This is a genomic window from Streptomyces sp. NPDC038213 (assembly GCF_055600495.1).
This window is the reverse complement of the sequence record NZ_JBVJYM010000009.1, coordinates 216,839-243,774: the sequence shown is the minus strand read 5'-3', so window position 1 is coordinate 243,774 and position 26,936 is coordinate 216,839. Positions and strand designations below refer to the sequence as shown.

Here is a 26,936-nt window from a genome sequence, read left to right as displayed (position 1 = left end):
ATCCCTCCTCGCCGTCACCAAAACCGGCGCCGGATACGCCCTCCTCGACCCCGACTTCCCCGACCAGCGACTCGCCGCCACCGCCGAACAAGCCGCCATCACCACCCTCATCACCGACACCACACAACACCACCGCATCAACGGACCCTGGACCACCGTCCTGACCGGCGACGACCACCACGAACACCGCACCCACAACCCCGGCCTGCCCGTCACCGGCGACGACATCGCCTGCGTCATGTTCACCTCCGGCTCCACCGGACGCCCCAAAGGCATCCTCTCCTCCCACCGCAACCTCACCTCCACCCTCACCGCCCAGACCTACTGCACCTTCGGACCCACCGAAACCTTCCTCCAGTGCTCACCCGTCTCCTGGGACGCCTTCAGCCTCGAATACTGGGGCGCCCTCCTCCACGGCGGCACCACCATCCTCCAACCCGGCCAACGCCCCGAACCCACCCACATCAACGAACTCGCCACCCGCCACAAGGTGACGATGCTCCAACTCTCCTCCAGCCTCTTCAACTACCTCACCGACGAACACCCCGACACCTTCACCCACACCCACACCACCTACACCGGCGGCGAACCCGCCTCCCCCACCCACACCCACAAACTCCACCAACACCACCCCCACCTCACCATCACCAACGGCTACGGCCCCGCCGAATCCATGGGCTTCACCACCACCCACACCATCCAACCCACCACCACACCACCCACCACCCACCCCATCGGCACCCCCCTCACCAACAAACACGCCTACATCCTCGACACCCACCTGAACCCCACACCCCCCGGAACCACCGGCGAGCTCTACCTCACCGGACACGGCATCGCCCACGGCTACCACCACCAACCCACCACCACCGCAACCCACTTCACCCCCAACCCCTACGGACCCCCCGGCACCCGCCTCTACCGCACCGGGGATCTGGTCCGCAGGCGCGCGGACGGGGAGCTGGAGTACGTCGGCCGGGCCGACGAGCAGGTGAAGATCCGCGGGTTCCGCGTGGAGCTCGGGGAGGTCGAGGCGGCCCTGCTGGGCCTGGCCCCGGTGGCGCAGGCGGTGGTCGTGGCCCGGGAGGACGCGCCGGGCGCCAAGCGCCTGGTCGGGTACGTCGTACCGGATCCCGCGCAGCCCGCCCAGGAGCCCCGGGCCCTGCGGGAGCAGCTGCGCCGGCTGCTGCCGGAGCACATGGTGCCGGCGCAGGTGGTGGCCCTGGAGCGGCTCCCGCTGACCGCCAACGGGAAGATCGACAAGCGGGCCCTGCCCGATCCCGGGCCGGCCGCCGCCGACCGGGCCGGCCGGGCTCCGCGGACCCCGCTCGAAGAGACCCTGTGCCGGCTGTTCGCCGAGGTCCTGCCCGCGGCCGCGGGGACGCCGACCATCGACGACAGCTTCTTCGACCTCGGCGGCCACTCCCTGCTCGCCTCCCGCCTGACCAGCCGGATCGGCGCCACGCTCGGTACCCGCCTGACCACCCGCGACATCTTCCAGGACCCCACCCCGGCCGCCCTCGCCGTCCGGCTGGCGGCCCGGGAGTCCGCACCGGCCCCGCGGGCCCGCCCGGCCCTGCGCCGCCGCACCCAGAACCGCGAACAGGGCACCACCGCAGACCAGTTGAACCAGGCGCCCCACCAGACGCCGCAGCCGCACCAGATGACCGAGATGACCGAGACGATTCGGAGTAGTTCATGAGCCACGCCCCGCACCCCGCGCCCGAGGACGTCGTCTGGGACCTGCCGGGCAGCGCCCCGCACCGCCTGTCGCTGCTGGTGCTCCCGCACGCCGGAGGCAACGCCCACGCCTACGCCGAGTGGCGCGCCCACCTGCCGGCCGACGTGCGGCTGCTGATCGGCCAGTACCCGGGGCGCGGCGCCCGCTTCTCGGAGCCGCTCCCGGAGTCCGTGGACGACCTGGCGGGTCCCGTGGTGGCCGCGCTCCCCGCGGACACCGGCGACCTCGTGGTCCTCGGGCACAGCATGGGCTCGCTGGTGGCCTTCGAGGTGGTCCGCACCCTCCAGGCCGCCGGGCGCACCCCGCTGGCCCTGGTGGCCTCGGCCTGCCGGGCCCCCTTCCTCGCGAACCCCTGCGCCGTGTACCCGGAGCGGCTGGACGACGACGAGCTGGTGGCCGCCATCAAGGAGCGCGGCGGCACCGACGACGGGATCCTCGACGAGCCGGAGCTGCGCGAGATCGTCCTGCCGTCCATCCGCGCGGACTTCGCCATCGACGACGTGTACCGCTGCGCCGACCCGGCGGCCCGCGTGGACTGCCCGGTCACGGTGATCGGCGGCGACGCCGACCCGGTGGCGCCCGCCGAATCCCTGCACCACTGGGCGCAGGTGACGGAGCGTCCGTTCGCGCTGGAGGTGCTCTCCGGCGGCCACTTCTACTTCCAGGGGCAGCTGGAGACCTTCTTCGGGGTGCTGAACCCGGTGCTGGCCCAGGCCGCGCCGGCCGCCGCCTGAGCCGGCCCCGCCGCACCCCGTCCCCGCCCTGCCCCGCCCCCTCCCCGCACGTTCCGCACCGGAACCGGACTTCTAAGGAACCGACATGACCGCCCTCGCCGACTCCGCCGCCGCCACCGGCATCGACCCGGTGCGCGAGCCCGGGAAGCCCGTGATCGTCAACACCCCCGCGTTCGCGACCATGGGCGAGGCCACCGCCTGGCTGGACTCCCAGCGGGCCGCCATCCAGGCCGAGCTGCACCGCTCGGGCGCCGTGCTGCTGCGCGGCCTGCCCGTCAGCGACGCCGCCTCCTTCGCCGAGGCCCGGGACGCCCTGATCCAGGAGCGCGCCGGGTACAAGGAGAAGGCCACCCCGCGCACCGACTTCGGCGAGGGCGTGTTCTCCTCGACCGACCTGCCTGCCGTGCAGCCCATCCGGCTGCACAACGAGAACAGCTACACCCTCGACTTCCCGGGCGTCCTGCTCTTCGGCTGCGTGACCGCGCCGGCCGAGGGCGGGGCCACCACCGTCGGGGACATGCGCGAGGCGCTGCGGCTGCTCCCGGCGGACCTCGCCGAGCGGTTCGCGCGGGCCGGCTGGCTGCTCGTACGGACCTATTCGGAGCTGGCCGGGCTGCCCTGGTACAAGACCTTCGCCACCGAGGACAAGGCCGTCGCCGAGGCGTACTGCCGTGAGAACACGGTGGGTTACGAGTGGGTGGACGAGGAGACGATGCGCACGCGGCAGCGGCGCTCGGCGATCGTGACGCACCCGGTGACGGGCGAGAAGGTGTGGTTCAACCACTTCGCCTTCTGGAACAGCCGCACGCTGGACGAGGACGTCCGCGAGGTGCTCGTGGAGACGTACGGGGCGGACAGCCTGCCCTTCAACACCTACCTGGGCGACGGTACCGCGCTGACCGACGCCGAGGTGGACGCCATCAACGAGGTCTACGACCGGGTCACCGTCCGCGAGACCTGGCAGCAGGGCGACGTGATGCTCGTCGACAACATCCTGTGCGCCCACGGCCGCGAGGCCTTCGCCGGCGACCGCAAGATCCTCGTCGCCATGGGCGAGCCCGTCGCCCTCGCCGACTGCAAGCCCGAGACCGCCCCTTCGACCGCCCTGTACGGGGAGTGATCCGAGATGACCGCCGTTCTTCCCGAGCGTCCCGAGGCCCGCACCGCGACCGGTGCCGCCGACCTCCTCGACCGCCTCGCCGCCGTGCCCGCCGGCCGGCCGGCCGTGGCCGCCGCCGACCGCGGCCTCGACTTCGCGCAGCTGCGTGCCGAGGCCGCCCGCATCGCCGCCCGCCTCGCGGCCCGGGGCATCGGCCCCGAGAGCGTGGTGGCCCTCAGCCTGCCGCGCGGCGCCGACCTGGTCGCCCTGCTCATCGGCACCCTGACCGCGGGCGCCGCGTACCTGCCCGTGGACCCGAAGCTGCCCGCCGAGCGGCAGCGCTACCTGGTCGAGGACGCGGGCGCCGACCTGGTCGTGGTCCCCGGCACCGGAGCCGCCGAGCTCAGCGCGGGGGTCCCGCACCTGGCCGTGGACGCGCTGACCGCGCCCTGGGGCGAGGGCCCGGAGGCCCTGGCCCCGGCGGACGCGGGACCGGCGCCGGAGTTCCGGCCCGTGCCCGTGCCCGGTGACGCCCTGGCGTACGTCATCTACACCTCCGGCTCCACGGGCCGCCCCAAGGGCGTGGAGATCGGCCGGGCGGCCGCGTCCGCGCTGCTGGCCGAGCTGGAGGGCGCCGGGATCGCCGTCACCGACGGCGGCCGGGTCGGCTGGAACGCCTCCCCGTCCTTCGACGCCTCCGTGCAGCAGTGGGTGCGGCTGTGCCGCGGGGACACCCTGGTGATGATCGACGAGGAGACCCGCCAGGACCCGGCGCTGCTCGCCGCCTTCATCGACGCCCAGGCCCTGACCGACCTGGACATCACCCCCTCGCACGCCGACCCGCTGCTGGACCTGCTGACCGCGGACGGCGGGCCGCGCCCGCTGACCCTGCTCATCGGCGGCGAGGCCATCGGCCCCGCCCTGTGGGAGCGGATCGGGGCCCGCTCCGCCGCCGGGGTACTGCGCGCGGTCAACGTGTACGGGCCCACCGAGTGCACCGTCGACGCCACGGCGGGCTGGATCGGCGCCGGTCCCGGCGCGGAGCACACCGGCGCGGGCGGTGCGTGCGACCTGTCCGGCGCGGACTCCGTCCCGCACATCGGCCGGGTCCTGCCCGGCCTGCGGATGCGGCTGCTGGACGCCGCGCTGCGGCCGGTGGGCTTCGGCGAGACGGGTGAGCTGTACCTCGCGGGCGGGCGGCTGGCCCGCGGCTACCGGCGGCGCCCCGGCCTGACCGCCGAGCGCTTCCTGCCCGACACCGAGGACCCGGCGGGCGGCGGGCGCATGTACCGCACCGGCGACCTCTGCCGGCTGCTGCCCGACGGCCGGCTCGTGTACCTGGGCCGCGCCGACGGCCAGGTGAAGCTGCGCGGCCACCGCATCGAACTCCCCGAGATCGAGGCCGCCCTGACCCGCGTACCCGGGATCGCGGAGGCCGCCGTCACGGTCCGCGAGGACCTGGGCGGGGCACCGGGCCTGGCCGCGTACTACCGTCCGGCCGCCGGTGCGGCCGTCGAGCCCGCCGGGCTGCGGGAGCTGCTCGCCGCCGAGCTGCCCGCGTACATGGTGCCCGCTGCCTTCACCGCGCTGGACCGCTTCCCGACCACGCCGAGCGGCAAGCTGGACCGGGCCGCGCTGCCCGCCCCGGTCCTGGAGCCCGCCGGGCCCGCGGCCGCCGGCGGGGAGCTGTCCGGGGAGGTGGAGGAGCTGATCGGCCGGGTGTGGGCCACCGTGCTGGGCGCCTCCCGGATCGGCCCCGAGGACAACTTCTTCAAGCTGGGCGGGCACTCGCTGCTCGCGATCAAGCTGGTCTCGCGGGTCCGGGCGGAGCTGTCCGTGGCCCTGCCCGTGAAGGCGGTGTACGCGAACCCGCGCCTGCGCGACCTGGCCTCGCACATCGGGGAGCTGCTGGCCGCGCGCGACGGGTCCTGAGCCGGCACCGGCCGCCGCCCTTCTCCTCCCCTCCCCTCCCCCGCCCCCTCCCCTCCTCCCCCGCCCGCTGCCTGCCGACCCCTGAGGAATGACCGTGATCCCCCTGTCCTTCGCACAGCGCCGACTGTGGTTCCTGAACCGGCTCGAAGGCCCGTCCTCGACCTACAACGCGCCCGTCGTGCTGCGGCTGGACGGGGTCCCGGACCGGGACGCGCTCGGCGCGGCCCTCGCCGACCTCACCGCGCGGCACGAGGTGCTGCGCACGGTGTACCCGGCGGGGCCGGACGCGGAGCCGCACCAGCAGGTGGCGGCGCAGACGGCGGTACCCCTCTCCGTACGGGACTGCCCCGCCGGTGAACTCGACTCGCTGGTGCACGAGTTCACCCGGCAGTCCTTCGACATCGGCACGGACCTGCCCGTCCGGGCCGCCGTGTTCGTACCGGAGGAGGACGGGAGCGGGGCCGGGGCGGTCGGCGGTGCCGGCTGCGCGAGCGTGCTCGTCCTGCTGATCCACCACGTGGCCACGGACGGCTGGTCGCTGGGCCCGCTCCTGCGCGACCTCGGCACGGCCTACGCGGCCCGGCTGGCCGGACGGGCCCCCGGCTGGGAGGAACTCCCCGTCCAGTACGCCGATTTCGCCGAATGGCAGCACGAGATGCTGGGCGACCCCGCGGACCCCGGCAGCCTGGCCGCGGAGCAGCTGGCGCACTGGCGCACCGCCCTGGCGGGCCTGCCCGCACTGACGGCCCTGCCCGCGGACCGGCCCCGGCCCGCGGAGCCCACGCACCGGGGGGCCACCGTGACCGCCCCGGTCGCGGCGGCAACCCACCGGGGGCTGCTGGAACTGGCCCGGGAGCGGGGGGCCAGCCTGTTCATGGTGGTGCGCACGGCCCTCGCGGCGGCGCTGTCGGCGGCGGGGGCCGGAGAGGACCTGGCGATCGGCACCCCGGTCGCGGGCCGCCCGGAGGAGGACCTGCACGAGCTGGTGGGCTTCTTCGTCAACTCGCTCGTGCTGCGCACGGACCTGTCCGGGGACCCGACCGTCGGCGAACTGATCGGCCGGGTAAGGGAGTCGGACCTCGCGGCGTACGCCCACGAGGACCTGCCCTTCGATCTGCTCGTCGAGCACCTCAACCCCGACCGGGACCTCGCCCACCACCCCTTCTTCCAGGTGATGCTGACCCTCCAGGCGGACGCGGAGCAGCCGGTGCGGCTGGGGCCGCTCACCGGGGAGCAGGCCTCGGCGGACCTGGCGGCGGCCAAGTTCGACCTGACGGCGCACTGCGCCCCGCGGCAGGGGCCGGACGGGCTGCCGGACGGGCTGGAGATCGGCTTCCAGTACGCGACGGACCTGTTCGACGAGGGCACGGCCCGGCTGCTGCTGGAGCTGTTCGGACGGGCGCTGGACGCCTTCGCGCAGCGCCCGGGGGCCCGGCTGGGCGCGCTCGGACTGCTGGCAGGCGAGGAGGAGCGGGAGCTCGCAGCCCGGCACGAGCGGCTGGCCGCGCTGGCAGCGGAGGCCGGGGCCGCCGCCGCGGCGCGGCGCGAGGCGGAGGCGGGCCCCGGCGGGGCGGGTGCGGGGCGCGGGGCGCCGTCCCCGCGCGAGGAGCTGGTGTGCGGGCTGTTCGCGGAGGTGCTGGGCCGCGACCTGGTGGGTCCGCAGGAGAGCTTCTTCAAGATCGGCGGGCATTCGCTGCTGGCGAGCAAGCTGGTCAACCGGATCCGTACGGTGCTCGGGGTGGAGCTGGGCATCCGGGACCTGTTCCTCGCGCCGACGGCGGCGGGGCTGTGCCGTCGGATCGGGGAGCAGGAGGGGGCGGCGGTGGCGCGCCCGGCCCTGCGCGCCGTACCGGCCGGCCAGCGGCCCGAGCGGCTGCCGCTGTCCTACGCGCAGCGCCGGCTGTGGCTGGTCGGGCAGTTGGAGGGGCCGAGCCGGTCGTACAACATCCCCGTGGTGCTGCCGTTGGACGGGCGTCTGGACGCGGGGGTGCTGGCGGCGGCGCTGGCCGATGTGGCGGAGCGGCACGAGGTGTTGCGCACGGTCTACCCGGCCGCGGCCGGCGAACCGTACCAGGAGGTCCGCACCGACGTCCGCCCCCGCCTCGACCTGGTGACCACAAGCGACGAGGAGCACACCGCACGCGCCGTGGACACCGCCGCCGGACACGTCTTCGACCTCGCCGCCGAGATCCCCTTCCGCGCCTGGCTCATCGACACCACCAGCACCGGAACCCAGACCCTCGTCCTCCTCATCCACCACATCGCAGGAGACGGCTGGTCCACCGGCTGCCTCCTCGACGACCTCAACCACGCCTACACCGCACGCACCCGGAAGACCACCCCCACCTGGCAGCCCCTCCCCGTCCAGTACTCCGACTACACCCTCTGGCAACACGCCCTCCTCGGCGACCCCACCGACCCCCACAGCCTCCTCACCACCCAACTCACCCACTGGCAAGGGGTTCTGGAGGGGCTTCCCGCGGTGACGGAGCTGCCTGCGGACCGGCCGCGGCCCGCGGAGCCGAGCCACACCGGGGCCGTGGTGCGCACCCGGCTCGGGGCGGACACGCACCGTGCGCTGCTGGCGCTGGGCAGGGAGCGGCAGGCCACCTTCTTCATGGTGGCGCGGGCCGCACTGGCGGCGGCGCTGTCGGCGGCGGGGGCCGGGGAGGACCTGGCCGTCGGCACCCCGGTCGGGGGCCGCCCGGACCAGGCCCTGGACGGGCTGGCCGGGTTCTTCGTCAACTCCCTCGTCCTGCGTACCGATCTCACGGGCGATCCGGAGCTGGGCGAGCTGCTGGACCGGGTGCGGGAGGCCGACCTGGCTGCGTACGCGCACCAGGACCTGCCCTTCGACCTGCTGGTCGAGCACCTCAACCCGGACCGGGCCCTGTCCCACCACCCCTTCTTCCAGGTGATGTTCACCCTGGGCACGGCCGAGGAGGCGCCGGTACGGATCGGCGGGGCGACGGCGCGGCCCACCTCCACCGACCTGTCGGCGGCCAAGTTCGACCTGACCGTGCACTGCGCCGAGGCGCGGGGGGCGGACGGCACTCCGGCGGGGCTGGAGCTCGGCGTCCAGTACGCGACGGACCTGTTCGACGAGGAGACCGCCGCGCTGCTGCTCGACCTGTACGCACGGGCCCTGCGGGCCTTCGCGGCCGGGACACCGGAGCGCCGGATCGGCGCGCTGGAGCTCCTGTCCGGCGAGGAGCGGCGCGGGCTCGACGCCCGCCGCGAGCGGCTCGCGGCCGCCGGGGCGCAGGCCGGTACCGGGGGCGGGGACACGGCTGCGGACGCGGGGGGCGCGGCGGACCGCGGCGGACCGCGGGCCGAGCGGGACCCGCGCGAGGAGATCCTGTGCGGGCTGTTCGCGGAGGTGCTGGGCCGGGACCTGGTGGGGCCCGACGACAACTTCTTCCGCTCCGGTGGGCATTCGCTGCTGGCGAGCAAGCTGGTCAACCGGATCCGTACGGTGCTCGGGGTGGAGGCCGGGATCCGGGACCTGTTCCTCGCGCCGACGGCGGCGGCCCTGCACCGGCGGCTCGGGGAGCGGGCGGACACCGGTGCGGCCCGCCCGGCCCTGCGCGCCGTACCGGCCGACCAGCGGCCCGAGCGGCTGCCGCTGTCCTACGCGCAGCGCCGGCTGTGGTTCACGGGGCAGCTGGAGGGGCCGAGCGCCACGTACAACATCCCGGTGGTGCGCAGGCTCGAACAGCCGCTGGAGCCCCGGGCGTTCGCCGAAGCGCTGGCCGATGTGGCGGAGCGGCACGAGGTGCTGCGCACGGTCTACCCGGCCGCGGCCGGCGAACCGTACCAGGAGGTCCGCACCGACGTCCGCCCCCGCCTCGACCTGGTGACCACAAGCGACGAGGAGCACACCGCACGCGCCGTGGACACCGCCGCCGGACACGTCTTCGACCTCGCCGCCGAGATCCCCTTCCGCGCCTGGCTCATCGACACCACCAGCACCGGAACCCAGACCCTCGTCCTCCTCATCCACCACATCGCAGGAGACGGCTGGTCCACCGGCTGCCTCCTCGACGACCTCAACCACGCCTACACCGCACGCACCCGGAAAACCACCCCCACCTGGCAGCCCCTCCCCGTCCAGTACTCCGACTACACCCTCTGGCAGCACACCCTCCTCGGCGACCCCACCGACCCCCACAGCCTCCTCACCACCCAACTCACCCACTGGGAAGAGGCGTTGCGCGGGATGCCGCCGCTGACGGACCTGCCCGTCGACCGGCCCCGGCCGGCCGAGCCGAGCCACACCGGGGCGCTGACGACCTTCTCGCTGGGCGCGCAGGCGCACCGGCGGCTGGCCCGGACGGCGCACGAGCACGGGGCCACGCTGTTCATGGTGGTGCAGGCGGCCCTCGCGGCCGTGCTGACCCGGCACGGATCGGGTACCGACCTGGCCCTCGGGACCACGGTCGCGGGCCGCGCCGACGACGCGCTGCACCGGCTGGCCGGGTTCTTCGTGAACACGCTGGTCCTGCGGACCGACACCGCCGGGGACCCGTCGTTCACCGATCTGCTGGGCCGGGTCCGGGAGGCCGGGCTCGCCGCGTACAGCCACCAGGACGTGCCCTTCGACCGGCTGGTGGAACACCTCAACCCGCACCGCTCCTCGGCCCACCACCCGCTGGTGCAGGTCATGCTCCAGGTGCACGCCGCGCCCGTGGGCGGCGGCCGGGAGGCCGGCGCGGACCGGCTGGCCGGGACCCAGCTGCCGGTGGGCGCGCACAGTGCCAAGGCCGACCTGACCTTCGCGCTCACCGAGACCCGGGACGGCGCCGGGGAGCCGGGCGGGCTGGACGGCGTACTGGAGTACGCCTGCGACCTCTTCGACCCGGTGACGGCGGCGCTGCTCGCGGAGCGGCTGGTGCTGACGCTGGAGGCGGTGGCCGCGGATCCGCGGCAGCGGATCGGGGACCTGGAGTACCCGGGCGCGCCGGTGCCGGGGCCGGTTCCGGCGGGCTCCTCCGAGCAGGGGCTGCTCCTGCTGGACGGGCTGCTGCGGCCGGTGCCGGCGGGGGTGCCGGGTGAGGTGTACGAGCGGAGCGCGTCCGCGTCTGAAGCCGCGGGGTGGGTGCCGGACCCGTTCGGCCCGCCCGGGGCGCGGATGCGGCGCACGGGCGAGCGGGCGGTACGGACCGCGGGCGGCGCGCTGCGGCGGCTGGGCGGGGACTCGGTGAACGGGTACACCGTCGAGCCGGGCCGGGTGGAGGCCGCACTCGAGGCGCACCCGGCGGTGGTACGGGCCGTCACGGTGGTCCGCGGTGACCGGCTGCTGGCGTACGTGCAGGCGGAGGGCGGCGCCCGCCCGGCCGACGGGGCGGAGCTCCAGGCCTGGGCGGCGCGGCGGCTGCCGGAGTACCTGGTACCGGCGGTGGTGACGGTGCTGGCCGTGCTGCCGGTGGGGGCGGACGGGCGGACGGACGTCCGGGCGCTGCCCGAGCCGGGGGCGGCGGGCGCCGCCGGGGCCGGGGCGGAAGCCGGGGCGGAATCCGGGTCCCCGCTGGAGGACGAGCTCACCGCGCTGTTCTCGGAGCTGCTCGGCGGGCGGTCCGTGGGGCGGGACGACAACTTCTTCCGGGTGGGCGGGCATTCGCTGCTCGCGGTGCAGCTGGTCAACCGGGTGCGGGCCGATCTGGGGCGGGAGATCACGCTGCGGGAGGTGTTCCGCTTTCCTACGGCGGGGCGGCTGGCGGGGCGGTTGGCGGAGATGGCGGGGGCCGGTGCCGGTGCGCCGGACTCCCGGTCCTTCATCCCCACCCCGCCGCCGGTGCCGGCTGTGCCGGCGCTGCGGCGCCGCACCCAGGGCGGGGCCCGGGTCCGCACCCCCTGACCCGCCCCTCCCCGGAGCCCCGCCCAGCCACCGCTGCGCGGGGCTCTTCCCCTACCCTCCCCTTCCCGAAGCGGGGGCTTCGCCCCCACACCCCCGCGCCTCAAACTCCCCCAGACTTCGTCCGGGGGGACCCCCTGGCGGGGCTGGTTTTGGCTGGGGTGGGCGGGTCGGGGGAGGAAATCAAGCCCGCGCGGCGATTGAGCGCACCGGGCGCGGAGCGCACGGAACAGCGGTACGAGTCGGGGGCAGGACCCCTCGGGGGAGGGGCAGTTGGGGGCGGCAGTGTGGGGGACGGTTCTGCCGGGAGGGCTGCCCGCCGCAGGGCTGACGCGCGTCTAGCGTGGTGGCACGGAGGCGAGACGTACCGACAGCGCCCCCACCACCCGCCCCGACCCCTCGCCTGCGCCCGCCCCTGCCTGGAGGAATGACGATGCCCGCACCCGAGCCCGAGCTCCTCGACGGCGGCCCGCCGGTGCTCCCCGCGCCGCACGTGCTCGACCTGATCGACGCCCAGGCCGCCGCCGGGCCCGAGCGGCTCGCCCTGGTCCACGGCCGGGAGCGGATGACGTACGGGGAGCTGGCCGGGGCGGTGGCCGCCCGGGCGGCCGAGCTGGCCGCGGCCGGGGCCGGACCGGGCCGCCTGGTCGGCGTCCACCGGCCCCGCTCGATCGAGGTGGTCGTCGGCCTGCTGGCGGTGCTGCGCACCGGCGCCGCCTACCTGCCGCTGGACGTGCAGGCGCCCGACGCCCGCAACGCCGCGATCCTCGCGGACAGCTGCGGGGACGCGGCCCCCGCCCCGGCCGAGGTGGCCGCGGCCGGGGAGCTGGTCCTCGGCGGTCCGGGGGTCGGGGAGGGTGCGGCGTACGTCATCTACACCTCCGGTTCCACGGGCACCCCGAACGGCGTGGTCGTCGCCCACGACTCGCTGGCGCACTTCGTCGCCGGGGCGGGGCCCGCCTACGGGATCGGCGCCGGTGACCGGGTCCTGCAGTTCAGCCCGCTGCACTTCGACGCGAGCGTGCAGGAGCTGTTCGTGACGCTGGGTGCGGGCGGGGTGCTCGTCCTGCGCACCGAGGACATGCTCGACGTTCAGGAACTGCTGGCCGGGTGCGCCGAGCACGGCGTGACCGTGCTCGACCTGCCGGCGGCGTACTGGCACGAGCTGGTGTACGCGGTCGGCGCCGGGCTGGCCGTCCTGCCCGACTGCCTCCGCACGGTGATCATCTACGGGGAGGCGGCGCTGCCCGAGCGCGTCGCCCAGTGGTGCCAGGGCGTCGGGGACCGGATCCGGCTGCTGAACGCGTACGGCCCGACGGAGTGCACGGTGGTCTCGACGGTCGCCGACCTGTCCCGGTACGAGGGCGGCCCGGTCCCCATCGGCAAGCCGCTGCCCGGGGTCCGCGCGGCCCTGGTGGACGGCGAACTGTGGCTGCTGGGCGGCGGGTTGACCCGGGGCTACCTGGGCCGTCCCGAGCTCAACGCCCGCCGCTTCACGGAGCTCGGCGGCGAGCGGGCGTACCGTACGGGCGATGTGGCGGCCTTCCGCGCCGACGGCCAGATCGACTACCACGGGCGCGTCGACGACGAGGTGAAGATCGGCGGGCAGCGCATCGACCCGGCGTCCGTCGAATCGGTCCTGACCGGGCACCCGGGGGTGCGCGAGGTGGCCGTGGTGGCCCAGCAGGACGCCGAGGGGGTCAAGCGGCTGGTCGCCTTCGCGGTGACGGTCCCGGGGACGGGTGCGGGCGAACTGCGGGACTGCGTACGGGAGAAGCTGCCGCCGGCGGCCGTGCCCGCGGTGTTCGCGCTGGTGCCCTCCCTGCCCCGGACCAGCTCGGGGAAGATCGACCGCAAGGTGCTGCGCACCACGGACCCCGAACCGCGGCTGGAGCTGCTGCCGGAGGAGGACCGGGTACCGCTGTCGTTCGCGCAGCGCCGGCTGTGGCTGCTCAACCGCATGGAGGGCCCCTCGGCCACGTACAACATGCCCGTGGTCGTCGAGCTGGACGGCGTACCCGACGAGTCGGCGCTGACCGCGGCCCTCGGGGACCTCGCCGGGCGGCACGAGGTGCTGCGGACGGTCTTCCCGGCCGCGGGCGCGGCGGGCGAGCCGTACCAGCACGTCCTGGACGGGGCCCGGCTGCCGTTCGACGCGCAGGACTGCACCCCGCAGGAGCTTGCCGGGCGGGTGGCGGCCTGCACCTCGGAGACCTTCGACTTCACCCGTGAACAGCCCCTGAGGGCACGGCTCCTGCGCACCGGCGACGGGCGGTCCACGCTCGTCCTGCTGCTGCACCACGTGGCGGGCGACGGCTGGTCCGTGGGCCCCCTGCTGCGCGACCTGTCCGAGGCCTACGCGGCCCGGCTGGCCGGCGGGGCCCCGCAGTGGGAGCCGCTGCCGGTGCAGTACGCCGACTACACCCTGTGGCAGCAGGAGGCCCTCGGCAGCGCCGCGGACCCGCAGTCCGCGCTCTCCCGGCAGCTGGCGCACTGGCGCACCGCCCTCGACGGGCTGCCCGAGGCCACCGCCCTGCCCCTGGACCGGCCGCGGCCCGCTGAGCCCTCGCACCGGGGCCGCACCCTGATCGCCCGGATCGCCCCCGCGGTCCAGCAGCAGCTGGTGCAGGCCGCCGCCGAGCGGGGCGCCAGCATGCTGATGGTGCTCCAGTCGGCCCTCGCCCTCACCCTCGGCGCCGCCGGGGCGGGCCCGGACGTGGCCCTCGGCACCCCGGTCGCGGGCCGCTCGGACGAGGCCCTCGACGATCTGGTCGGCTTCTTCGTCAACACCCTCGTCCTGCGTACCGACCTGGGCGGGGAGCCCAGCTTCGGCGGGCTGCTGGAGCGGGTCCGGGACGCCGACCTGGCCGCGTACGCCCACCAGGACCTGCCCTTCGACCTGCTGGTCGAGCACCTCAGCCCGCGCCGTGCGCTGGGCCGGCACCCGCTCTTCCAGGTGATGCTGACCGTGCAGAACGGCTCCGGGCAGCCGGAGGAGATCGCGCTCGGGCCGCTGACCGGGCGGTTCGCGGCCAGCGGGCTGGAGGCGGCCAAGTTCGACCTGATGGCCTCGTGCGTGGACGCGCGGGACGCGGAGGGCGGGGCGGCCGGCCTGGAGGTCTGGTTCCAGTACGCGACGGACCTGTTCGAGGAGGACACCGCCCGGCTGCTGCTGGACCTCTTCGAGCGGACCCTGCACGCCTTCGCCGCCGACCCCGGCGCCCCCGCGGACGCCTCCGCCCTCCTCACGGAGGACGAGCGCGCGGGCCTGGAGCGGCGGCGGGAGACCGTCGCGGCCCTGGCCGCGGCCCGGGAGGCGGAGTCCGCCGCGGCGGGGGCCGCGGCGGCCGGGGCGGCGGCCCCGCACGAGGAGGAGCTGCGGCGGCTGTTCGCCGAGATCCTCGGAGTCGAACACGTCGGCGCGGACGAGGACTTCTTCGCCATCGGCGGGCACTCCATGTCCGGTGTCCGGCTCGCCAACCGGATCCGTGCGCTGCTCGGGGCGGAGGTCCGCATCCGCGACCTGTTCCTCGCCCCGACCCCGGCCGCCCTGGCCCGCCGCATCGCCGGCGCGCAGCCGGCGGCGGGCGGTACGGGGGCCGGAGCGGACGGGGACGCGGGAGCAGAGACGGGGGCGCAGGCCCCGGCACCGGCCGCCGGGCCCGGGGAGGCACAGGCCGCGGACCGCGCCCAGGCGCCCGCCCGCCGCCTGGTGCGGGCCGCCGAGCGGCCCGGGCGGCTGCCGCTGTCCTACGCCCAGCGCCGGCTGTGGTTCATCAACGAGCTGGAGGGGCCGAGCGCCTCGTACAACATCCCGATGGTGATGCGCCCGGGGCAGCCGCTGGACCCGGAGGCCCTGCGTGCCGCGCTGGCCGACCTCGCCGACCGCCACGAGGTGCTGCGCACCGTGTACCCGGCAGTGGACGGGGAGCCGTACCAGCAGGTGCTGGAGTCCGCCCGCCCGGAGCTGGAGCTCGTGGCCGCCGGGCCCGGCGACCTGGCCGGGGAGCTGGCCGCCGCCACCGGGTACGTCTTCGACCTGGCCCGCGAACTGCCCCTGCGCGCCTGGCTGGTGGAGCCCGGCGACGACAGCGGGCAGGTGCTCGTCCTGCTGCTGCACCACATCGCCGGGGACGGCTGGTCCACCGGTCCGCTGCTGGCCGACCTGACCCGGGCGTACACGGCCCGGCTGGCGGGCGCCGCCCCGGACTGGGAGCCGCTGCCCGTGCAGTACGCGGACTTCACCCTCTGGCAGCTGGCCGCCCTGGAGGGCGGGCAGAGCGCGGCGGACCTGGAGTTCTGGTCGCGGCAGCTGGCCGGGGCCCCGCCCGTGCTGGAGCTGCCCGCGGCCCGCACCCGGCCGGCCGAGGCCTCGCACCGGGGCGCGCAGGTGCCGCTGGCCCTCGGCGCACCGACGCACCGGGCACTGGCCGCCCTGGCCCGCGAGCACGGCGCTTCGCTGTTCATGGTGGTGCAGGCCGCGCTGGCCGCGACGCTGACCCGGCACGGCGCGGGCACGGACCTGCCGCTGGGCACGATGGCGGCGGGCCGCGAGGACGAGGCGCTCGGGGGGCTGGTGGGCTTCTTCGTCAACACCCTCGTGCTGCGTACGGACACCTCGGGGAACCCGGCCTTCCGGGAGCTGCTGGAGCGGGTGCGGGACACGGACCTCGCCGCGTACGCCCACCAGGAGCTGCCGTTCGACCGGCTCGTGGAGCACCTGAACCCGCGCCGCACCACGGCCCACCACCCGCTGGTGCAGGTGGTCGTCCAGCTGCACCACGACTACGCAGCGGATGCGGGAGCGGGCTCCGCGGCGCTGTCCGGGACGCCGGTCCCCGTCGAGGCGGCGTCGACCAAGTTCGACATGACCCTGGCCCTGTGGGAGGCCCGGGACGCGGACGGGGCCCCGGCCGGGCTGTCCGGCGGGCTGGAGTACGCCGCCGACCTGTACGACCCGGCCACGGCCGCGCTGCTCGCCCGGCACCTGGCGGACACCCTGGAGGCCGTGGCGGCCGACCCGGACCTGCCGATCGGGGAGATCGGGCTGCTGAGCCCGCAGGAGGAGCGCCTGCTGCTGGCGGAGTTCAACGACACCGCCGCCGAGCGGACCTCGCGGGCGCCCGTGCACGAGCTGTTCGCCGCGCAGGCCCGCCGGACCCCCGGCGCCCCCGCGGTGACCTTCGGCGCGCAGACCCTGACGTACGCCGAACTCGACCGCGCCGCCGATGGGTTGGCGCACCGCCTGCGGGTGGCCGGGGCGGCTGCGGGCGCCGCGGTGGGGCTGCTGTTGGAGCGCGGCCCGCTGCTGGTGGCCGCCGCCCTCGCGGCCCTCAAGTGCGGGGCGGCGTACGTACCGCTCGACCCGCGGCTGCCGCGGGCCCGGACCGCCGTGATGCTGGCGGACTCGGGGGCGGCGGTGCTGCTGACGGACGCGGCGGGCGCGGACTCCCCCGCGGCGGCGCAGGCGCGGGAGGCGGGGCTGCCGGTCCTGGCGGCGGCCGGCGCCGCGCCCGCAGGGCAGGGCCCGGCGCCGGCCGCCCCGCAGGTCGAGGTCCCGGACGAGTCCCTGATGTACGTGATGTTCACCTCGGGCTCCACCGGCCGCCCGAAGGCCGTCGGGGTGACCCACCGCAACGTGGCCGAACTGGCCGCCGACCGGATCTGGGACCCCGTCAGCCACCGCCGGATGCTGGTCCACTCGGCCATCGGCTTCGACGCCTCGACGTACGAGCTGTGGGTGCCGCTGCTGCACGGCGGGGAGCTGGTGATCGCCCCGGGCGACGGGGCCGACCTCGCCGGGCTGGACCGCACGATCCGCGAACACCGCGTCACGGCTGCGTACTTCACGATGGGCCTGTTCCACGTGATGGCCGACGAGGGCCTCGACACCCTGCGCCTCCTCGAAGAGGTGTGGACGGGCGGGGACGCGGCCTCCCCCACCGCGCTGCGGCGGGTCCTGGAGCACTGCCCCGACACGGTGCTCGTGCACTCGTACGGGCCCACGGAGACCACCTTCGCCTCCCACAACCAGCGCTTCGGGACGGACCTGCGCACCCTCGACGGGGTGCACCTGGGCCGGCCGATGGACAACACCCGCAGCTACGTGCTCGACGCGCGGCTGCGCCCGGTGCCCGTGGGCGCCCCCGGCGAGCTGTACGTGTCCGGCTCCCACGTGGCCCGCGGCTACCTGGGGCGGCCGGGGATGACCGCCGAGCGGTTCCTCGCGGACCCGTTCGCCGCGGACGGCTCGCGGATGTACCGCACCGGCGACCTGGTGTGCTGGACCCCGGAGGGCGAACTGCGCTTCCTGGGGCGGGCCGACGGGCAGGTCAAGCTCCGCGGGTTCCGCATCGAGCCCGGCGAGGCAGAGGAGGCCCTGGCCCGCCATCCCGCCGTCGGACAGGCGGTGGTGACGGTCCGTGAGGACCGGCCGGGCGAGAAGCAGCTCGTCGGGTACGTGGTCCCGCGGGCCGGGGGCTCGGTCACCGAGGCGGAGCTGCTGGCCGCCGCCGCGGCCGAACTCCCCGCGCACCTGGTGCCGTCGGCGGTGGTCGTGCTGGACGCGGTCCCGCTGACCGTGAACGGCAAGCCCGACCGGGCGGCCCTGCCCGCCCCGGCGCACCGCGCCGCCGCCGGACGGGGTCCGCGCAACCCCCGCGAGGCGGTGCTGTGCGGGCTGTTCGCCGAGATCCTCGGGGTGGCCGAGGTCGGCATCGACGACAACTTCTTCGCCCTGGGCGGCCATTCGCTGCTCGGTGTGCGGCTGGTGAGCCGGATGCGGACGGTCCTCGGTATCGAGCGCACGGTCCGCGACCTGTTCCGCACCCCGACCGTGGCCGGGCTGCTGCGGGCCACCGGCGACCCGGCGGGCTCGGGCGCGGACGGCAGCGCGATGGGGGTGCTGCTGCCGCTGAGCACCCGCGGCACCCGCCGGCCGCTGTTCTGCGTCCACCCCGGGACCGGCGTCGGCTGGTCGTACGCGGGCCTGGCCCGGCACCTGGGCCCGGAGCAGCCGCTGTACGCCCTCCAGGCCCGCGCGCTCAGCGAGCCGGGGCACGCCCCGCGCAGCGTGGCGGAGATGGCCGCGGACTACGTGGAGCGGATCCGGCTGGTCCAGCCCTGGGGCCCGTACCGGCTGCTGGGCTGGTCCTTCGGCGGCACGGTGGCCCAGGCGATGGCCGTGCGGCTGGCGGAGCTGGGCGAGCGGGTCGAGCTGCTGGGCCTGATGGACGTCCACCAGACCGGTCCGGGCAGCGCCCTGCACGCCCAGGCGCTGCGGGAGGCGGAGGAGGCCGAGCGGGCGGCCGCCGCCGGGGCGGACCCCGCGCGGGAGCCGGCCCCCGGTCCGCTGCTCGACCCGGTGCTGGCCGGGTTCACGGACGCCGAGCTGCGGGCGGTGGCGCACGCCTCGCGCACCCACGCGGCACTGATGGCCCGCCACGTGCCGCAGCCTGCGGAGGCCGCGGAGACGGTGTTCTTCACGGCGCTGCGACCCGGCGAGCCGGCCGATTCGCTCGCACACTCCTGGCGGCCCTTCATCGAGGGCCCGCTGGAAAACCACACGATAGCCGCCGCACATCTGGAAATGACCGAGCCGGCCCCCCTCGCGGAAATCGGCAGGATCATTTTCGAGAAACTCGAAGAAATCAATTCAATGGACACCGCCGTGGAATCGGCGCTGGAATCGAGGAGCCAGTCATGACGAACCCGTTCGACGACACCGAGGGCACGTTCCACGTCGTGGTCAACGCCGAGGGGCAGCACGCCCTGTGGCCCACCTTCGCGGACGTTCCCGCAGGCTGGGACGTGGTGCTCAGCGAGGCGACCCGCGCCGCCGCCCTCTCCTACGTAGAGGAGAACTGGACGGACATCCGGCCCAAGAGCCTGGTCGCCCAGTACGCCTGACCCCTCCCGCACCACCCCGGAATTCCGGCCGTGCCCCGCAGCTGCCCGCTGCGGGGCACGGCCTTTCGCTTTCCGCCCCCGCACTCCCCTGCCGCTCTCCACTCTTCCCGCTTTCTGCCGCCGGAACTTCCCCTCACCCTTTTCGGGCTGACCTATTTTTGAGCCATGAAGATTCTGCTGACCGGCACCGCGTCGGATTCCCACACCTGGAATCTGGTTTATCTGCAGCTCCTTCTCGAAGAGCTGGGGCACCGGGTCGTCAACCTCGGCCCGTGTGTGACGGACGACCTCCTCGCCGCCGGCTGCCACGAGCACGCCCCCGGCCTGGTGGTCATCAGCAGCGTCAACGGGCACGGCTACCGCGACGGCCTCTCGGCCGTCCGGCGGCTGCGCTCCGAGCGGGCGTTCGCCGGGCTCCCGGTGGTCATCGGCGGCAAGCTCGGGGTGGCCGGCACCCGGGACCCCGAGCGCGCCGCCCGGCTCACGGAGGCCGGCTGCGACGCGGTCTTCGACGACGGGAACACCGACGCCCTGCGCACCTTCGTGGCGGACCTGTCGGCGCAGTTCCCGCCCGTGCGGGCCACGGCATGAGCTCCGCGACCCTCACCGCCCCCGCCCGGCCGGCCGCCGCGGGCGGCCGGGGCTCCGGCCCGGCCCCCTCCTTCGGCGCCTTCGTGGCGGAGGCCGCGGCGGCCGGCCGGCTGGTGGTCCAGCCGCGGATGGGCTTCTGCGACCCGCGCCGGATGCGCAGCGGGCTGGAGGCCACGAAGGCCGCGGCCGCCACCACGGTCGGCACCCTCACCATCGACAGCTACACGCGCGTGGGCGACCAGGAGGCGGCCCGCGCCTCCCTCGCCGAGGGCGTACCGCTCAACGGCTACCCGATCGCCACCCACCCCGCGGCCCGGACCCGCCGGCTGCTGGCCGGGGTGCTCGACGAGACGTTCCCGGTCCAGGTCCGGCACGGCTCCTCGCACCCGGAGGCGATCATCCGGTCCCTGGCCGCGGCCGGGCTCGACGCCACCGAGGGCGGCCCGGTCTCGTACTGCCTGCCGTACGGGCGCACCCCGCTGGCCGACTCGGTGGAGAACTGGGCGCGGGGCTGCGAACTCCTCGCGTCCCTGGTGCCCGCCCCCCGGGTGGCGCACCTGGAGAGCTTCGGCGGCTGCATGCTCGGCCAGCTGTGCCCGCCGGGCCTGCTGGTGGCGCTCAGCCTCCTGGAGGGGCTGTTCTTCGTGCAGCACGGCATCCGCAGCGTGTCGCTGAGCTACGCGCAGCAGACGGACCCCGCCCAGGACGAGGAGGCGGTACGGGCGCTGCGGCGGCTGGCGGCGGAGTTCCTGCCGCCGGAGGTGGACCGGCACGTGGTCCTCTACACGTACATGGGCGTCTACCCGCGCACCCGGCACGGTGCCGTGCGGCTGCTGGAGGCCTCGGCCCGGCTCGCGGTCCGCGCGGGCGCGCACCGGCTGATCGTCAAGACCGCGGCGGAGGCCCACCGCATCCCGACGGTCGGGGAGAACGTCGAGGCGCTGGAGACCGCCGCGTCGACGGCCGTGCTGACGGACGCCCCCGGCGCGAACGGCAGCGGGGGCGCGTACCGCGGGGACGGCGCCGACGGGGACAGCGAGGTCTACGCGGAGGCGCGCGCCTTCGTGGAGGCGGTGCTCGAACTCGGCCCGGACACCGGCCGGGCCCTGCGGACCGCCTTCGCCCGCGGCTACCTCGACGTCCCGTTCTGCCTGCACCCCGACAACGCGGGCCGGTCCCGCAGCTTCGTCGACCCGGGCGGCCGGCTGCGCTGGTCCGACGCGGGGGCGATGCCGGTGGCCCCGTCCCTGGTGGCGGGCGGCCGCTCCGCCCTGACCTCGGACGGCCTGCTGGCCGCCGTCCACGGCCTGGCCGCCCGGTACGACGCCCTCCCCGCGGAGCTCACCGCCCCCGCCTGACCCGCGGGCACCACCCGCCCGCACCCCTGACGTGCCGGTCCCGTCCGATCCCCTTCCCGTACCACTGCTCTGAAAGCGAGTGACGCCATGGAACACACCTCAGGCCCCCAGCTGCCGCCCCCGCTCGGCGAGCACCTGCGCTCCCCGCAGCTGCGCTCGGCGATGCTCGTCCAGCAGGAAGCCCTTTACGCCGCACGGGAGTTCCTGCGCGGCGAGGGGTTCACCGAGCTGCTGCCCCCGCTGGTCGGCCCGGTGACCGACCCCGGCGGACGCGGGGCCAAGGCCCTGGACGTGGACTACTACGGGCACCCGTACAAGCTGATGACGAGCGCGATCCTCTACAAGCAGGCCTCGCTCCAGGGCTTCCCGAAGCTCTTCTACATCGCCCCGAACGTGCGGGTGGAGCCGGAGGAGACCGCCGGCACCGGGCGCCACCTGGTCGAGTTCCACCAGATCGACGTGGAGATCGCCGGGGCGGACCGGCGCGGCGCCCAGGACGTGGCCGCGGGGATGCTGACGCACATCGTCGAGCACGTGTGGACGGCCGTACCGGACGTGCTGCGCGAACTGGGCCGCGACGAGCTGGACTTCGCCGAGCTGCGCTCGGGCAAGTTCGACGCGTGCAGCCACGGGGAGGCGGTGGCCCGCCTGATCGGGCAGGGCCACCCGCAGAGCCCCGACGCCGAGATCGACTGGGCCGGGGAGCGGATCCTCTCCCTGGAGGCCGACCGGCCGTTCTTCGTGAACGACTACCCGAAGGGCTCGCGCGGGTTCTACGACCGCGAGGACCCCGAAAACCCCGGCGTGCTGCGGAACTTCGACCTGCTGGCGCACGGCGGGTACGGGGAGCTGGTCAGCGGCAGCGAGCGCGAGGCGGACTACGCCACGATCGTCACCCGGATGCGTGAGAGCGGCGAGAACCCGGCCAAGTACGCCTGGTACCTGGACCTGGCCCGCGAGGGCATCCCGTCCAGCGCCGGCTTCGGCATGGGCCTGCAGCGGCTGGTCCGCTTCCTGACCGGTCTCGACTCCCTGTGGCAGGTCAGCGCCTACCCGAAGCTCCCCGGGGTGGTGGCCCCGTGACCGGGCTGCGGGCGGCGGGGTTCCCGGAGCGCGCGGTGCGCGCACGGGCCCGCAGCGGCACGGCGGAGGTGTTCCCGCCGGCGGACGGGTACGGCGCGGAGCTGTACGGGCAGGGCGGCGGCGGCGGCGACGGCGACGGGGCGCAGGACGCCGCGCCGGACGCGCTGGACCGGGCGCGGATCGCCCCGCCGGTGTTCATGCCGGCCCGCCTGGAGAAGCTGATCGACCTGGGCCGCGAACCGGGCCACGACGACGTGGACCTGCGTACGGACGTGGGCGGGTTCCGCAGTGAACTGCCGCTGTTCCTCTCGGCGTTCGGCTCCACCCGGGCCGGCAGCGGGGACCTGGGCGTGGCGGCGAGCCGGCAGGCGGCGCGGCTGGGCGTCCCGATGGTGATCGGCGAGAACATGGTCCCCGTGCACGGCTACCGGCGCGCCGGGGCCGCGGACGGGGCCCGGTCCGCGCTGCTGGCCCGGATCGCGGCGTACACGGAGTGCGTGGCGGACGGGGTCGGCGGGGTGGTGGTGCAGCAGTCCACCGAGGACGCCGACTCCGAGGTGTGGAACCTGGTCTACAGCGACCCGGGCACCCGCCCGCTGCTGGAGTCGGGGCGGCTGGCCTTCGAGCTGAAGACGGGCCAGGGCGCGAAGCCGGGCCTCGGCGGGATGACGGTCGTGGACCGGGCCGAGGGCGAGCGGCTGGCCGGCCGGTTCACCGTACGCGACGTGCTGGGCCGCGGCGGCCGGGCGGCCGGGGGCGGGGCGGACGGGTCTGCGGCCGAAGGAGCCGGCGCGGCGGACACCGCCGCCGGACCCGGTGCGGAGCACCTGCTGCGCTGCGCCACCCCGGGGACCTTCACCGAGGAGATCCTGCGCCAGCAGCTGCGCTTCATGCGGAACAACTTCCCGAAGGCCCGCACCTGGGTGAAGTTCCACCCGGGCCGCGATGTGGCCCTCGCCGCCGCCACGGCCTGGCGCGCCGGTGCGGACGCCGTGACCGTCGACGGGGCGGAGGGCGGCACGGGCTGGGCCCCGCGGGTCTTCCTGGACCAGGTCGGGCTGGGCCTGGCCGACTGCCTGCGGCTGGTCGCGGCGGGCGGGCGGCCCGACGGCCCCGCCGCCGCGGGCTGCCTGCTGGCCACCGGCCGGATGTGGGAGGGCGGCCGGGCCGTCCGCGCCCTGGCGCTCGGCGCGCGGGCCGTGGGGCTGGGCCGGGCCGCGCTGGTCGCGGTCGACGAGGACCCGCAGGAGGGCCTGGTCCGGCTGGCCGGAGCCCTGGCCCTGGAGGTCCGCCTCCTGACCAGCGCACTCGGCAAGTACCACAGCGGCCTGCTGGGCCCGGAGGACCTGTGGTGGCCGGAGCACCGGGGCGCCGCCCCCGCGGGGCCGCCCGCGGCAGCGGCCGCACCGGCACCGGGTACCGGCGCTCCCCTCACCGGGGCCTCCCGGTGACCGGCACCCGCCGGGGGCGGACGCGGCTGACCGCGGACCGGCACCCGGACCGGTCCGCGGCCCGGTCCGGCACCCGGGGCGGCACCCGGACCGGTGGCCGCGGCGGCCCGTGCCGCTCCGCCGGAGCCCCCGGCCCTGCGGGGCCCGCGGGGCCTGTGGGTCCCGCAGGCCCTCCGGGGACGGCTGCGGCCCGCGCCGCGGGCCGGTTCGTGTACGCCCGGTTCTCGCTGTCCGAGCTGCCCGGGGTCACCTCCGATCCCGCGCGGACGACGCCGGCCGCCGCGGCCGCCGCCGTACGCACCCTGGCAGCTGCCGGCCGCGGCTACCTCGGCGGCCGGCTGGAACTCCGTACGGACGGCCCGCCTCCGCGCACCCCCCGCCAGGCCGGCGCCCTCGCCGAGGCCCAGCGGCGGGCCGCCGCCCTGGCCGTCGAATCGGCGCTGCACGGCGGCCCGGGCACGGCCCGCCTGCGCATCCGCCGCCACCCCTGACCCCTGACCCCTGCTCCCGACCCTCGCCCCTGCCCCTGTCTCCTGACCGCTGCTCCCCTCCTCCCCGCACTCCTCAGAGAAAGAGTCCTCCATGGCTACGACAACCCAGGCGGGCCCGCCCGGCACCGACCGCCCGGCCACCGTCCACTGGGGCAAGGTGGGCGCCCTGGTGGGCGGTCAGGCCGCCGTCCAGGGCGGCAGTTTCGCCCTCCTGATCGCCATGAACTGGACCGCCGTGCAGATCGGCGGCACCACCGCGGTCACCCTGCTGATGCTCGCGGCCACCGTGCCGCGGGCCCTCATGCTGGTCTTCGGCGGTGCGGTGGCCGACCTGCTCGGGCCGCGGATCGTGCTGCTGCGCGCCACCTCGGCCCGGGTGGCCGTCCTGGCCGCGGGCGCACTGGTCGTGGCGGGCACGGACCGGCTGTGGCCCCTGGCGGTCGTGGCGCTGGTGGAGGGCTCCCTGCTCGGGCTCGCCGGGCCGGCGTCCGGGGTGCTGATGCCGCAGTTCGCGGCCCGCGAGCACCTGGCCCGCGCCAACTCCCTGTACGGGATGGTGCTGCGGCTCGCGCCCGTCGTGGGCGCCCCCGCCGGGGCCTGGCTGATCGCCGTGGGCGAGCTGTGGCAGGCGATGGCGGTGGGGGCCGTGACCTGCGCGCTCTGGCTGGGGTGCGCGTACTACGTCACGCGCGGGATGGCCCGCCCCGACCGCAAGCCCGGGGCCTCGCTGCTGAAGCGGTCCGGGGACGGCTTCCGGCTGCTGGCCGCGCACCCGCGGCTGCGCTGGCTGTTCGTGGCCTCCTTCTGCATGGACATGGCCTTCAGCTGGCCCGCCGAGGTGGCGCTCCCGCTGCTGGTCTCCGAGCGCGGCTGGGGGGTCGGCGCGGTCGCCGCGGTCCTGGCCTGCTTCAGCGTGGGGGCGCTCGGGTCCAGCCTGCTGGGCGCCGTACTCGCGCACCGGATCCCGCAGTTCGTACGGCTCGTGGTGACCGGCGTGGGGATGGCGGCGGGGATCGTCGTCATGGCCCTGATGCCGACCGCGCCCGCCCTGGCGGCCGTCGCGGTCGCGGTGGGCCTGCTGGCCGGGCTGAACGGGCCCGCGATCGTCACCCTGTACCAGCAGGCGGCCCCGGAGGACCGGATGGGCGCGGCCATGTCCACGCTCGCGCTGGCGGGCATCGGTACGGCGCCGGTCTCGATCGCGGTGTTCAGCAGCATCTCGCTGGGGCTGGGCGTACAGAACACCTGGCTGGTCTGCGGAGCCCTCGCCTGCCTGTCGCCGGTAGCGGCCCTGCTGGCCCTGCGCAGCCCGGCCCGCCCGGAGCAGGCGGGGCAGGCAGAGCAGGCAGACCGTGCAGACGCCGGGGCGACGGCAGTGGCGGAAGCCACGGGAGCGGCGGACGCCAAGGCTACGACCGCGGCGACCGGAACCGCCGGGGCGCCGGACGGTACCCCGGCCCCGGCCGGAGCCGCCCCCGCACCGCCCACCGGGTCCGGTACGGGCGCAGGGCTCCGGCCGGCCGCGGGCCCCACCCCGGACGGGGCCGCGGCGAAGCCCGCCCGCATCAGCACCTCCCGCTCCCGCTCCGGCTCCAGCACCGGCACCGGCACCGGCACCGGCACCCCTGCCGTCCCGCCCGCCCCCGCACCGGCACACGTGCCGGATCCGGTCGCGGTGCGGGTCCCCGTCCCGTCCTCCGACAACTCCCCCGCCACGGTGTGAGGTCGCCATGTCGTCGTACGTGAACTCCCCGGCCGTCACCGGCCTGCCGCCCGCCGCCCCGCCCGGCCCGGCTCCCGGCCCAGCCGCCTCCGGGGCCGCCGCCTCCGGTCTCCTGCTGCCGAAGCCGCTCGCCGCCGTCTACGTCGCACCCTCCCCGGACGGGCCGCTGCGGCCCGGGGCGCCGCAGGTGTGGATCGTGGACACCGCCGCCCATCGGGTGACCGCCGCCCGGCAGGCGCCGACGGTGCTGGACCCCCAGGAGCTGGCCCGCGCGGCGGAGTTCCTGCACTCCGCCGACCGGGACGCGTACCTGTGCGCGCACGTGGGCCTGCGCCGGCTGCTGGGCGGGTACCTGGGACTACCGCCGCGCGGGGTGACCGTCTCGCGGGCCCCCTGCCCCGGCTGCGGGGAGCCGCACGGCCGCCCGGTCCTGCCCGGCGACGCCCTGCACTTCTCGCTGTCGCACTGCGAGGGCATGAGCCTGCTGGCCTTCGCGTCCACCCCGGTCGGCGTGGACGTGGAGGCGGTGCCGGAGCTGCACACCCTCGCGGAGACCGCGGACGTGCTGCACCCGCGCGAGGCCGCGGAGCTGGAGTCGCTGCCGCCGCACGAACGGGCCCTGGCCTTCACCCGGGTGTGGACCCGCAAGGAGGCCTACCTGAAGGGGCTGGGGGTCGGCCTCTCCGAGGACCCGGCCGCCGACTACCTCGGCTCGGGGCCGCTGCCGACCGCCCCCCGGGGCTGGTCCGTGACGGACGTGGTGGTCCCGGAGGGCCACTGGGCGGCGGTGGCCCTCCGCAGCCCGACGCCCGCCCCCGACCCGGGTCAGGCCCCGGGCCCGGCCCCGGACCCGGCCCCGGACCCGCCGCTCCTCGGCTGAGCCCGCGGGCCGCGGGCCGGTCCCGGATCCCGGGACCGCCCGCGAACTGCCCGCGAACTGCCCAGCATTGCGCCGGACCGGTCGGTGGCCG

14 protein-coding genes are annotated in these 26,936 nt (G+C 76.0%); all 14 read left to right on the top strand.

The window, feature by feature from the left end:
- A partial coding sequence (locus ACZ7JZ_RS16660) for a non-ribosomal peptide synthetase (RefSeq protein ID WP_470939168.1) occupies positions 1 to 1,702 on the top strand: 1,702 nt, incomplete at its 5' end.
- Entirely contained in the window at positions 1,699 to 2,475 is a 777-nt protein-coding gene (locus ACZ7JZ_RS16655; RefSeq protein ID WP_470939165.1) for a thioesterase II family protein, read from the top strand. The genes ACZ7JZ_RS16660 and ACZ7JZ_RS16655, both read left to right, overlap by 4 nt.
- Positions 2,476 to 2,560: 85 nt before the next feature.
- On the top strand, positions 2,561 to 3,595 hold the full coding sequence (locus tag ACZ7JZ_RS16650; protein WP_470939162.1) for a TauD/TfdA family dioxygenase: 1,035 nt from the start codon (positions 2,561 to 2,563) through the stop codon (positions 3,593 to 3,595).
- Positions 3,596 to 3,601: 6 nt separating this feature from the next.
- Positions 3,602 to 5,506 carry a non-ribosomal peptide synthetase gene (locus ACZ7JZ_RS16645; RefSeq protein WP_470939159.1) on the top strand — a complete coding sequence of 635 codons (1,905 nt, stop codon included), beginning with the start codon at positions 3,602 to 3,604 and terminating at the stop codon, positions 5,504 to 5,506.
- 94 nt (positions 5,507 to 5,600) lie between these two features.
- Positions 5,601 to 11,363, top strand: a complete 5,763-nt coding sequence (locus ACZ7JZ_RS16640) for a condensation domain-containing protein (protein WP_470939197.1) — start codon at positions 5,601 to 5,603, stop codon at positions 11,361 to 11,363.
- Positions 11,364 to 11,793: 430 nt separating this feature from the next.
- Positions 11,794 to 19,065 (top strand): amino acid adenylation domain-containing protein, encoded by a 7,272-nt coding sequence (locus tag ACZ7JZ_RS16635; RefSeq protein ID WP_470939156.1) that lies wholly within the window; start codon positions 11,794 to 11,796, stop codon positions 19,063 to 19,065.
- Entirely contained in the window at positions 19,062 to 19,268 is a 207-nt protein-coding gene (locus tag ACZ7JZ_RS16630) for an MbtH family protein (protein ID WP_470939153.1), read from the top strand. The genes ACZ7JZ_RS16635 and ACZ7JZ_RS16630 overlap by 4 nt, the downstream gene beginning before the upstream one ends.
- Positions 19,269 to 19,433: 165 nt before the next feature.
- Complete coding sequence (locus tag ACZ7JZ_RS16625) at positions 19,434 to 19,859, top strand: cobalamin B12-binding domain-containing protein (RefSeq protein ID WP_470939150.1); 426 nt, start codon at positions 19,434 to 19,436, stop codon at positions 19,857 to 19,859.
- On the top strand, positions 19,856 to 21,217 hold the full coding sequence (locus tag ACZ7JZ_RS16620; protein WP_470939147.1) for a methylaspartate mutase: 1,362 nt from the start codon (positions 19,856 to 19,858) through the stop codon (positions 21,215 to 21,217). The genes ACZ7JZ_RS16625 and ACZ7JZ_RS16620 overlap by 4 nt, the downstream gene beginning before the upstream one ends.
- An 87-nt stretch (positions 21,218 to 21,304) precedes the next feature.
- A complete protein-coding gene (locus tag ACZ7JZ_RS16615) occupies positions 21,305 to 22,300 on the top strand; it encodes an asparagine synthetase A (RefSeq protein WP_470939144.1) in 996 nt (331 codons plus the stop codon).
- Positions 22,297 to 23,751: a glutamate synthase-related protein gene (locus ACZ7JZ_RS16610; protein WP_470939141.1), complete on the top strand. Its 1,455-nt coding sequence runs from the start codon at positions 22,297 to 22,299 to the stop codon at positions 23,749 to 23,751. The genes ACZ7JZ_RS16615 and ACZ7JZ_RS16610 overlap by 4 nt, the downstream gene beginning before the upstream one ends.
- A gap of 209 nt (positions 23,752 to 23,960) precedes the next feature.
- Positions 23,961 to 24,242, top strand: coding sequence for a hypothetical protein (locus ACZ7JZ_RS16605; RefSeq protein ID WP_470939138.1), 282 nt, complete (start codon positions 23,961 to 23,963; stop codon positions 24,240 to 24,242).
- Positions 24,243 to 24,333: 91 nt separating this feature from the next.
- Entirely contained in the window at positions 24,334 to 25,965 is a 1,632-nt protein-coding gene (locus ACZ7JZ_RS16600) for an MFS transporter (protein ID WP_470939135.1), read from the top strand.
- Between the two features lie 7 nt (positions 25,966 to 25,972).
- Positions 25,973 to 26,845, top strand: coding sequence for a 4'-phosphopantetheinyl transferase family protein (locus ACZ7JZ_RS16595; RefSeq protein WP_470939132.1), 873 nt, complete (start codon positions 25,973 to 25,975; stop codon positions 26,843 to 26,845).
- The last annotated feature ends 91 nt before the right edge of the window (positions 26,846 to 26,936 follow it).

Excerpts from the sequence above, each read along its gene's own strand:
- ACZ7JZ_RS16600 (WP_470939135.1), top strand. The coding sequence starts at position 24,334 with ATGGCTACGACAACCCAGGCGGGCCCGCCCGGCACCGACCGCCCGGCC.
- ACZ7JZ_RS16625 (WP_470939150.1), top strand. The coding sequence starts at position 19,434 with ATGAAGATTCTGCTGACCGGCACCGCGTCGGATTCCCACACCTGGAAT.
- ACZ7JZ_RS16650 (WP_470939162.1), top strand. The coding sequence starts at position 2,561 with ATGACCGCCCTCGCCGACTCCGCCGCCGCCACCGGCATCGACCCGGTG.
- ACZ7JZ_RS16635 (WP_470939156.1), top strand. The coding sequence starts at position 11,794 with ATGCCCGCACCCGAGCCCGAGCTCCTCGACGGCGGCCCGCCGGTGCTC.
- ACZ7JZ_RS16620 (WP_470939147.1), top strand. The coding sequence starts at position 19,856 with ATGAGCTCCGCGACCCTCACCGCCCCCGCCCGGCCGGCCGCCGCGGGC.
- ACZ7JZ_RS16645 (WP_470939159.1), top strand. The coding sequence starts at position 3,602 with ATGACCGCCGTTCTTCCCGAGCGTCCCGAGGCCCGCACCGCGACCGGT.
- ACZ7JZ_RS16630 (WP_470939153.1), top strand. The coding sequence starts at position 19,062 with ATGACGAACCCGTTCGACGACACCGAGGGCACGTTCCACGTCGTGGTC.
- ACZ7JZ_RS16595 (WP_470939132.1), top strand. The coding sequence starts at position 25,973 with ATGTCGTCGTACGTGAACTCCCCGGCCGTCACCGGCCTGCCGCCCGCC.
- ACZ7JZ_RS16655 (WP_470939165.1), top strand. The coding sequence starts at position 1,699 with ATGAGCCACGCCCCGCACCCCGCGCCCGAGGACGTCGTCTGGGACCTG.
- ACZ7JZ_RS16615 (WP_470939144.1), top strand. The coding sequence starts at position 21,305 with ATGGAACACACCTCAGGCCCCCAGCTGCCGCCCCCGCTCGGCGAGCAC.